Origin of the sequence: Bacillus sp. JJ1503 (assembly GCF_036965125.1) — a bacterium.
Lineage (GTDB): Bacteria > Bacillota > Bacilli > Bacillales > Cytobacillaceae > Cytobacillus.
On the sequence record NZ_JBALOZ010000092.1, the window covers coordinates 18,200 to 28,151 of the forward strand.

9 protein-coding genes are annotated in these 9,952 nt (G+C 38.8%); 1 reads left to right on the forward strand and 8 read right to left on the reverse strand.

Annotated elements, in window-relative coordinates:
- Window positions 1-189 precede the first annotated feature (189 nt).
- The 8 genes from V7149_RS08580 to zapA all read right to left on the reverse strand — a co-directional run bounded on the left by V7149_RS08580 (window position 190) and on the right by zapA (window position 9,376).
- Window positions 190-963 (reverse strand): enoyl-CoA hydratase, encoded by a 774-nt coding sequence (locus V7149_RS08580; RefSeq protein WP_335345232.1) that lies wholly within the window; start codon window positions 961-963, stop codon window positions 190-192.
- Between the two features lie 35 nt (window positions 964-998).
- Window positions 999-1,586, reverse strand: a complete 588-nt coding sequence (locus tag V7149_RS08585; protein WP_335345233.1) for a TetR/AcrR family transcriptional regulator — start codon at window positions 1,584-1,586, stop codon at window positions 999-1,001.
- A gap of 232 nt (window positions 1,587-1,818) precedes the next feature.
- Window positions 1,819-3,522 (reverse strand): AMP-binding protein, encoded by a 1,704-nt coding sequence (locus V7149_RS08590; RefSeq protein ID WP_335345240.1) that lies wholly within the window; start codon window positions 3,520-3,522, stop codon window positions 1,819-1,821.
- Window positions 3,523-3,891: 369 nt separating this feature from the next.
- Window positions 3,892-4,299: a DUF350 domain-containing protein gene (locus V7149_RS08595; RefSeq protein WP_335345234.1), complete on the reverse strand. Its 408-nt coding sequence runs from the start codon at window positions 4,297-4,299 to the stop codon at window positions 3,892-3,894.
- 18 nt (window positions 4,300-4,317) lie between these two features.
- Complete coding sequence (locus tag V7149_RS08600; protein WP_335345235.1) at window positions 4,318-6,672, reverse strand: endonuclease MutS2; 2,355 nt, start codon at window positions 6,670-6,672, stop codon at window positions 4,318-4,320.
- A 64-nt stretch (window positions 6,673-6,736) separates the two neighbouring features.
- Window positions 6,737-8,461, reverse strand: coding sequence for a DNA polymerase/3'-5' exonuclease PolX (polX, locus tag V7149_RS08605; RefSeq protein ID WP_335345236.1), 1,725 nt, complete (start codon window positions 8,459-8,461; stop codon window positions 6,737-6,739).
- Window positions 8,462-8,563: 102 nt separating this feature from the next.
- Window positions 8,564-9,109: a CvpA family protein gene (locus V7149_RS08610; RefSeq protein WP_335345237.1), complete on the reverse strand. Its 546-nt coding sequence runs from the start codon at window positions 9,107-9,109 to the stop codon at window positions 8,564-8,566.
- A gap of 3 nt (window positions 9,110-9,112) precedes the next feature.
- On the reverse strand, window positions 9,113-9,376 hold the full coding sequence (zapA, locus tag V7149_RS08615) for a cell division protein ZapA (protein WP_335345238.1): 264 nt from the start codon (window positions 9,374-9,376) through the stop codon (window positions 9,113-9,115).
- A 126-nt stretch (window positions 9,377-9,502) separates the two neighbouring features.
- On the opposite strand from zapA, the gene V7149_RS08620 reads away from it, so the two are divergent.
- Window positions 9,503-9,952, forward strand: a 450-nt coding sequence (locus V7149_RS08620; protein ID WP_335345239.1) for a ribonuclease HIII, incomplete at its 3' end; no start/stop codon positions are given.

Sequence of the window (9,952 nt, forward strand, 5' to 3'; positions counted from 1 at the left end):
GGCGAGCCCCTAGGCACTGCAGCTAGATAAAAAAAAGCTAATGACTGAAAAATGAAGGTTAAACGTGTAGCGAAAAATTTCATCACTTCTAAAGATTAAGAAAATTCATTTCGTACGGGCCGTATACCCCGTACATGATAATTATAATAGATTGCTAGAAAAATTGTTATCGAAAAAAAATAATTATTTCTATTTTCCTGTAAATTTCGGTTCTCTTTTCTCGATAAATGAAGAAATTCCTTCTTTTCCATCCTCTGAGACAAATACATCTCCGAACAGTTGTGCTTCCATCTTTACCCCTTCAAAGTATTCTTTAGGCTTTGAATAGTTTAAAAGATCGATAGCAGCCTTAATGGAAACTGGACTCTTCTTGGCAATTTTCTTTGCTATGTTATAGGCATTTTCTAAAAGCTCGCTTTCAGGGTAAGCATGGTTGGCAAGACCATATTGTACTGCCTCTAATCCTGTTATCGGATCACTTGTAAAAAGCATTTCGGCAGCCTTAGCTGTACCAACGAGCCTCGGAAGACGCTGTGTTCCTGCAAACCCGGGGATTAATCCAAGCTGCAGCTCAGGCAGCCCAAGCTTAGAATTCTCGGCGACTAATCGAAAATGACATCCCATAGCAAGCTCTAACCCACCGCCAAGTGCGGCACCATGAATGGCAGCTATGATAGGCTTAGGGAATGTTTCCATTCGTTCAAATAATTCTTGGCCATAGGTTGAAAGTTTAGAGAAATCATCTCCAGTTTTGATTGTTGTAAATTCTTTAATGTCTGCTCCTGCTGAAAAGAAACGCCCTTCTCCGTGTATTAAGATGACCCTGATTTCGTCATTGGCTTCAATTTCATCTAATAAAGCCGATAACTCCTTCAATAATCCTGAAGAAAGAGCATTTGCCGGAGGGCGTTCAATCGTAATAGTAGCTACCATATCCTGATTTGACCATTTTAAATACTCCATATTTCATCCCCTTTTCTTTCAAAAAAATTCAATGGTTATTGACGCGCGGCACAGCCATTGAGAAGCAGTTGATGCACGGGTCCTGCTAACGAGGTTAAATCATACTTTTGCTCATTCATCACCCAAGTTGTGACTGTCTCATCCATCGTGCCAAAAATCATTTGGCGTGCTAATCGGGTATCTAAAGCGGCAGAAAACTCACCGTTTTCTTTTCCTTCTACTAGTATTTTTTCAACTAAAGAAAGAACTCCTTTTAGAACTTCATTAATTTTATGACGGATCTCCTTATTGGACTGTCTGAGTTCCAATTGAGTCACGATGGCAAGATGACGATCCTCAGAAAGCATATTAAAATGTGTTTCAACCAATACTAATAATTTCTCTGCGGCTGTTTCTTTTCCTGCAATTTTCTCTTCATATTTCTCAACAAAGTATCCCATTTTTTCTTGAAAGAGAGAGATAAGGATATCTTCTTTATTCTTAAAATATAAGTAAATCGTTCCGTCAGCAACGCCAGCCTGCTTGGCAATTTTGGAAACCTGTGCCTGATGATACCCGTTCTCTGCAATGGCTATGACTGCGGCATCAATGATTTGACGATATTTAGGTTTGTTCTTTTTCATCGTGTCCCTCCTTCCAAGAAAGTGTAGGCTTTTATCTGTATAAAGGGCGAATGATTGCTAATCATAATGAATGAATCGTCATTCATATTTTTATAATAGTTCTACAATTCCGTTCTGTCAAGAAACTGTTGTGCAATTTTTGATGGACGGATCTATTATGTCATTTATTAAAAAATGGTACAAGCCTAATTCTTCAAAAATAAAGAGCCGAAGTAGAAGCTCGGACTCAAAATTAAGCCTGCTTTTCCTGATCATCATTTAGTCTCTTTTTTTCTTCATCTATCAGGGCTCTTCTCAATATTTTTCCAACAGCTGTTTTCGGAAGCGCATCCCGGAATTCGTAAAGTCGTGGAACCTTATAAGCTGCTAGGTATTTTCGGGCAAACTCATTTAATTCTTCTTTATTTGCGTTTGTCCCTTCTTTTAAGACAATATAAGCTTTTACCGTTTCTCCACGATATGGATCAGGTACTCCAGCTGCTACAACCTCCTGTACGGCAGGGTGTTCATAAAGGACTTCTTCAATTTCACGCGGATAAATATTATAGCCGCCAGCGATAATCATATCCTTCTTACGGTCAACAACATAGAAATAGCCTTGTTCATCCATATACCCGAGGTCACCCGTTAAAAGCCAGCCATCCTTTAAGGATTCAGCTGTTTCCTCTGGACGATTCCAATATCCCTTCATGACTTGCGGACCCTTAACGACAATTTCTCCAATCTCACCGGACGGAAGAAAATCTCCAGTTTCTAATGACAGAATTGCTGCATCTGTATCTGGCCATGGTACACCAATACTTCCCTTTACACGCGGACGATCCCAGAGAAAATTAGCATGGGTTACCGGTGAAGATTCTGTTAAACCATAGCCTTCAACAAGCTTGCCGCCTGTTACCTCTTCAAACTTTTGCTGTACCTCTACAGGTAGAGCTGCTGAACCGCTTATACACGAATCAATAGAGGAAAGATCATATTTCCCCAAATCCGGATGATTTAATAGTCCAATATAGATGGTTGGAGCCCCTGGGAACAGAGTCGGTCTTTGTTTTTGAATCGTCTTCAATGTTGTCTCTACATCGAATTTTGGCAGCAAAACCATTTTGTGCGCTTCCATAACCGATAAAATTAACACCGTTGTCATTCCGTACACATGGAAAAATGGCAATAAGCCTAGAACAACCTCTTGCCCACGTTTACATTTATAAAGCCAAGCCTTACACATGGACGCATTTGCGACAAGATTCCGATGTGTCAGCATAACCCCTTTCGGAAATCCAGTCGTTCCACCTGTATATTGTAATAGCGCTAAATCTTCTTCGAAATCAAATTCATATTCCTTCAGTTTTTTCGCTGGCTGCTTTAGAATTTCAGTTAATAAATGGTTGCTTCCTTCATGCCTGACGTTTACAACGATTCCATATTGCTTCTTTTGCAGAAAAGGATAAACTAAGTTTTTCGGAAAAGGAAGGAAGTCTTTGATAGCGGTTACAATTATATGCTGTAAATCAGTTTGCGGCTTAACCTTCGTTGTCTTTGGAAACAATATATCCATCGTAATGATCGCCTTCGCCGCTGAATCCTTCATTTGGTATTCAAGCTCCCGCTCCGTATAAAGAGGGTTCGTTTGTACGACAATTCCTCCAGCTATTAGGATGCCAAAATAACTAATAACAGCAGGCGGAATATTCGGCAGCATAATAGCTACCCGATCACCTTTCCCAATTCCAAGTTCCTGAAGATAGGAAGCAAGCTTTAAAGAGGATTCATAAATGGTTCGATAAGTAAATTCCTTTCCCATGAAATGAATGGCAATTTTCTCTGGATGATCATCAGCCGCTTTTTTTAAATAGTCTTGAACAGGCTGATTTGGATATGTCAAAGATGAGGGTATTTCTTCCGGATACGTTTGAAGCCAAGGCTTATTAGGTAACAACATATTCCCTCCTTCTAAAGTATTAAATATTTAGAACATTCCAATTGTTCGTTCTTATTATAATATAATGAAGTTTACATGACAATTGGAATAATAGGTTTTTGTATATTTTTAACATGTCCAAATAATCAATTACTTTATTGTAAGAGTTAATATATTTATCTTATTTACACTCTCGATAGAGAAGAACTGGATTTATATCTAAATACATCAGGTTACAAAAAAATCGCCATATGATTATGGCGATTTGAAAACTATATTAAAAAAAGATTAGGCAATAAATAATAAGTAAATAGCACCGATTACAACAAACAACCCACAAAGACCAAATAATACTTTTGCTAATTTATCCACTTATATCCCCGCTCCTTAAGATAAGCCTGCCCCAATAATATAGGACAAACCAATCGAAATAACCATGGATATGAATCCAACAGCTTTATTATTTTTTTCAATTTCTTCATCAATTTTAAATTTCGGTGTAAGGAATTCGAAGATAAAATAACCAGTTAACAGTAGAAAGAAGCCGAATACTCCCCAGCTGATCATGGTGAAAAGTGAATCATTTATCATGATGGAATGTCTAAAAATATTGGCAATCCCGAATATCTTTCCCCCTGTTGCCATAGCAACCGCTATATTCCCATTTTTGATTTCATCCCAGTTCCGATATTTCGTGACCAATTCGAAAACAGCTAAGAATACGATCATACATAAAATGACAACACTATAATACCCCGCCGTTTGTACAAAATCATTTTCCCAAAATTGGTTCATTTCTTCTCTCCCAATCCGTTATTTAAATTCAACAACCGTTACACCTGATCCGCCTTCGCCTGCTTCACCGAACCGGATTTTTTTGACTGAACGATGATTTCTTAAGTATTCCTGTACACCCTGTCTAAGTGCACCAGTTCCTTTTCCATGTATGATGGAAACACGAGGATAGGCAGCTAGCAGTGCATCATCGATATATTTCTCCACTCGAAGCAGAGCATTTTCATATCGTTCCCCTCGCAGGTCTAGTTCAAGACTAACATGAAAGTCTTTTCCCTTTACAATCGCCATTGGTCTTGTTTCCACTGGTTTTGGACTTTTAATAAACTCCAAATCCTTTTCATTTACCTTCATTTTCAGAATCCCAATTTGTACTTGCCATTCTTTGTCAGATGTCTTATCAATCAGGGTTCCTTTTTGGTCAAAGCTTAAAACCTTTACTTCATCCCCGGGCTTAAATATATGCTTAGCTTTACTTGTAATTAGTTTTTTTGTCTTTTTAATTTTAGGCGCTGCCTCTTCCAGACGTTTCTTTGCTTCAATTAATTCGTGTTCTTTTATCTCTGCTGCTTTTTCGATACGCATTTTTCTTAAATCACGGATGACTTTTTCAGCTTCGGCCTTCGCTTGGTCGATAATAGCTTCGGCCTCTTCTGCCGCTTTTTCATGTAAAGTATCTTTTTGCTCAAAAAATTCGATCATTTGCTTTTGCAAATCTTTATGAAGCATTTCAGCACTTCTTAAAAGGTCACTTGCTTCTTCCTTGTCTGCTTCAGCCTGTTTTCTGCTCTCCTCTAACGAAGCGATCATATTCTCAACCTGATTGCTGTCTGCACTTATATAGGAACGGGCTGTGTCAATCACATCTTCTTGGAGGCCAAGCCTCTTGGAAATTTCAAATGCATTGCTTCGGCCGGGAACCCCTAACAGCAGCTTATATGTCGGGCTAAGTGTATCAATATCAAATTCTACACTCGCATTGATGACTCCTTCCCGATTATAACCATATGCTTTTAATTCAGGATAATGAGTCGTTGCAATGACCCTTGCTCCTCGTTTATATACATAATCTAATATGGAAATAGCAAGAGCGGCCCCCTCTTGAGGGTCTGTTCCTGCACCTAATTCATCAAAGAGAACAAGACTGTTAAAGTCTACCCTATTTAGAATGTCAACAATATTCACCATATGAGAGGAGAAGGTACTAAGACTTTGTTCGATAGATTGTTCATCGCCAATATCTGCATACACAGCATCAAAGACAGCAATTTCAGATCCATCTAAGGCTGGGATTTGCAGTCCGGCTTGGGCCATTAGCGTACATAAGCCAACTGTTTTTAATGTGACGGTTTTCCCTCCGGTATTTGGACCTGTTATAACGATGGTCGAAAAGTCTTTTCCTAATGAAATGTCATTCGCTACTACAACGTCCGCAGGAATAAGCGGATGACGCGCCTTAAATAAAGATATTCTCCCCTCATAATTTACCTTAGGCTTTGATGCTTTCATCCGGTTGCTGTAACGCGCTTTAGCAAACATAAAATCTATTTCGGTTAGAACATCAACAATTGCTTCTAGCTCCGAACTATTTTCTGCTACCTTGCTTGAAAGTTCTATTAAAATCCTTTCAATTTCCTGCTGCTCTTTCACACGAATTCCCTGAAGCTCATTATTTAATTGGACAATCGATTGAGGTTCGATAAATAATGTTTGACCTGAAGAGCTTTGGTCATGGATAATTCCGCCATAATGCCCTTTGTACTCCTGTTTGACTGGAATAACAAAGCGATCATTACGAATCGTAATAATGGCGTCAGAAAGCATCTTCTGCGCATTTGACGAACGGATCATGCTTTCCAGTCTTTCTCTAACCCGGGATTCTTTCGTACGCAATTGATTTCGAAGAGACCGAAGCGTATCACTCGCACTATCCAATACTTCTCCGTTGTCATCTATTGCATTTTTGATCGTTGTTTCCAAATCAGCTAAGACGATAATACGAAGAACATAGCTGCTTAATATAGGTAAATTCTCATTTTCATCTACAAACTCTTCAATAAATCTTTTAATTTGTCTGCTTGCATGAACAGTGCTTGCTACTTGTGTTAATTCATGCGGGCTTAGCATCCCGCCAATGAGTGACCTTTTGACATGCGGCCGTATATTATATATTCCGCCTAGCGGGACGTTGCCTTTAATTCGAAGCACCTTTACAGCTTCATCTGTTTCTTCCTGCCACTGCTGAACTTCTTCAAAATCGACAGATGGCATTAAATGTTCTGCTTTTCTTCTTCCTAACTCAGATGATACATGCTCGAGTAATTGTTCCTTTACTTTATTAAACTCCAGCACTTTAAAAATTCTTTCCTGCATGAGGATGTGACCTCCTATTCGAAATGCAAAAGGACAGCTGAAGCTAACAAGTTCTGCTAGCCTCCTATCTATCCTTATTGTTTATAAATTCCAGCAGCTCTCCAATATCCATGGCGTTAAGGACACTGTTTTTCTTAATCCAGCCTTTTTTTGCTGTCGATACACCGATAGACATATGAGTCAATGTGTCCATCTTATGGGCATCTGTATTAATCACTATTTTCACACCAGCGTCTTGGGCCTTGCGAATATACTGAGGGGCAAGGTCTAGCCTGTTCGGATTTGCATTTAATTCTAAGACAGTATTCGTTTCTTTTGCGAGTTCAATCAATAGATCTATATCTACTTCATAGCCATCCCTTTGGCCAATTTTTCTGCCAGTTGGGTGAGCGATGATGTCAACATGGGGATTCTTCAAGGCTGTTTTTAACCGTTCCATTATTTTTGCTTTCGGCTGGGAAAAGGACGAATGAATAGACGCGATGACGATATCCATTTCCGCAAGTAGTTCATCATCATAATCTAATGTTCCGTCAGGTAAAATATCCATTTCAACACCAGATAAAATAGTTATATCATCGTAGCGTTCATTTAGCCGTTTAATCTCTTCTTTTTGCTTTCTTAAGCGTTCAGAAGTTAATCCATTTGCAACCTTTAAATATTGAGAGTGATCCGTTATGGCAACATATTTATAGCCTCGTGCACGGCAGGCCTCAATCATTTCTTCAATCGTATGGGCACCATCACTCCAAGTCGTGTGCATATGGAGATCACCATTTATATCGGAAAGAGTGATTAAATCCAATTCAGCAGAGTATTCATCTACTTCCTTTCCGTCCTCCCTGATTTCGGGTGGAAAATAAGGGAGCCCGAAATGTGCATAAAACTCCCTTTCAGTTGTAAAAGTGGCAACTTCGCCGGTTTCAATATTTTCTACTCCATATTCACTAATCTTTTCCCCGCGTTCTTTAGCAAGCTGACGCATTCTTACATTATGTTCCTTGGAGCCAGTAAAATGATGAAGCGTAGTTGCAAATTCCTCAGGCATGACTAGACGAAAATCAACGGATATATCATAGCTATGTTCTAGAATGACTGAAGAAACCTTTGTATCCCCAGCCGCAATCGTCTCCTTAATCAGTGGAAGGGCTAATAGTTTTTCTTTTACGACCTCTGGTTTAGTCGTTGCAATGATAAAATCTAAATCCTTAATAGTTTCTCTCATTCTTCTTAAGCTGCCCGCTCGTGAAAAATTCTCAACCTCATCTATGTCATTTAAAACAGATTCGATGGAGTCTGCAATCGGAAGCATATAAGCGAGTGGCAGCCGTTCCGGTCTGCCTCCCACTTGACTTAATGCAGCAAGAATCTTTTCTTCTGATTTTTCCCCAAATCCGGCAAGTTCCCGTACTTGTTTATTTCGGCAAGCCGTTTCCAAGTCAGCTGCATTTTCTATCCCTAGCTCCTTATGCAGCTTCGCAATTTTTTTACCTCCGAGACTAGGCAATTGAAGCAGCGGAATTAATCCTTTTGGCACTTCTTCCTTCAGTTCATTCAAAACAGTTGAATGTCCTAACTCTATATACTCCTCAATGACCGCAGAAGTTCCCTTTCCAATCCCAGAAATTTTCGTAAAATCTTCTATTTCGGTCAAACTCTGATCATTTGCCTCTAATGCAGCAGCCGCTTTACGGAAAGCAGCTATTTTAAAAGGGTTTTCTCCCTTGAGCTCCATATAAATCGCAATCGTTTCTAAGAGCCGAATAGCATCTTTTTTATTAATTCCCATATTGAACACCTACTTTTTTGAAAAACTTGTATTGTGAATATTGTTTCCTATAAATATCAGTTTTTATCTGCTTAAAAAGAAAACTTCTCTGCTTTAGAGAAGTTAAGAAGCAGCTATGTATTCAATCCACATCTCCTTTATAGCCTGAGAAAATATCGGAGTATTTTTTACAATTCCTTTTGCCATAAAGGATTCATTTATGGCATTTTGAATGGAATCTACTGGTACTAATGCTGCTATGTATAATAGAATAAACATGATAAGATATATTTCTATAAAACCTAATATTCCGCCTGCCCAAACATTTAATTGCTTTAGAACCGGCAGGTGTGCAACAAAATCAAGCATACTTCCTATCATTTGCAGGACAATTTTTACCGCAAAAAAAATCACGACAAAGGCAATGGCGCGATAGTAAGCATCTTCAAGATTGACTTGATCAAATAGCATTCGCATTGTTGAATTGCTTTGGAGATTTGGGTAAGGAACCCATAAGGTTAATTTAGGGGCCAGCTTTTCAAAATACATATGAGCAACAATAAATGCGATAATAAAGCCGACTAAATGGATCAATTGCAGAATAAAGCCCCTCTTTAAGCCAACGAAAAAACCTATTATTAATATAATGAGTATGGCAAGATCTAGCATGACTTATTCAGTCCTTTTCTCTTTTAATTCAATTTCAAGCCTTTCTAGACGATCCTTCAGCTTGATATAATCATTAACGGCATTGACAGCCGTTAAAACGGCTAATTTACTGCTGTCAAGATAAGGATTCTTGGAACTGATTTCACGCATTTTATCATCAACCATTGAGGCAACAAGCCGAACATGGCTATGACTCTCAGTACCGATAATAATATATTGCTGTCCATATATATCTACACTCGTACGGTTTTTTTGTACATCTGACAATCGTCATGCCTCCATTCCGTTAGAATCCTAATCCATATCATAACATGAAACATAAAAACGTGGGAAGTAGAAGCGTGTCAAAAAAACACAGAATATGTAAACGCCTATAGGAAAGGGGCAAAATGTATGAGCAATATTGTTCTTGTTAAAGCTTTAAATGAAATTGCTGAGATGAAAATATATTACGATCGCTTTCTATCCGGTAAAAATCCGCCTGGGAGTATCTTTGCCGCGAAAACGCCATCCTGTGCTATTACCGCCTATAAATCCGGAAAAGTATTGTTTCAAGGAAGCGGCAGCGAAGAAGAATCTGCGAAATGGGGCAAACCCGCCAAACCTTCTAGTTCTGCCAAAAAGGAAAGCTCCCAGTTAAATCACTTGCCAAAAAATATTAGCTCTCTTTCTGTTATTGGCTCAGATGAAGTTGGGACAGGAGATTATTTTGGACCTATTACCGTAGTGGCAGCCTATGTGAATAGGGATCAAATCCCCTTGCTGAAGGAATTAGGCGTGAAGGATTCGAAAGACTTAAATGATGAAAAGATTGTGAGCATTGCCAAGGAAATTAAAGATATT

Bases quoted from the DNA above. Each gene is read 5' to 3' on its own strand.
- V7149_RS08580 (WP_335345232.1), bottom strand. From the start codon at position 963: ATGGAGTATTTAAAATGGTCAAATCAGGATATGGTAGCTACTATTACG.
- V7149_RS08585 (WP_335345233.1), bottom strand. From the start codon at position 1,586: ATGAAAAAGAACAAACCTAAATATCGTCAAATCATTGATGCCGCAGTC.
- V7149_RS08595 (WP_335345234.1), bottom strand. From the start codon at position 4,299: ATGAACCAATTTTGGGAAAATGATTTTGTACAAACGGCGGGGTATTAT.
- V7149_RS08600 (WP_335345235.1), bottom strand. From the start codon at position 6,672: ATGCAGGAAAGAATTTTTAAAGTGCTGGAGTTTAATAAAGTAAAGGAA.
- polX (WP_335345236.1), bottom strand. From the start codon at position 8,461: ATGGGAATTAATAAAAAAGATGCTATTCGGCTCTTAGAAACGATTGCG.
- V7149_RS08610 (WP_335345237.1), bottom strand. From the start codon at position 9,109: ATGCTAGATCTTGCCATACTCATTATATTAATAATAGGTTTTTTCGTT.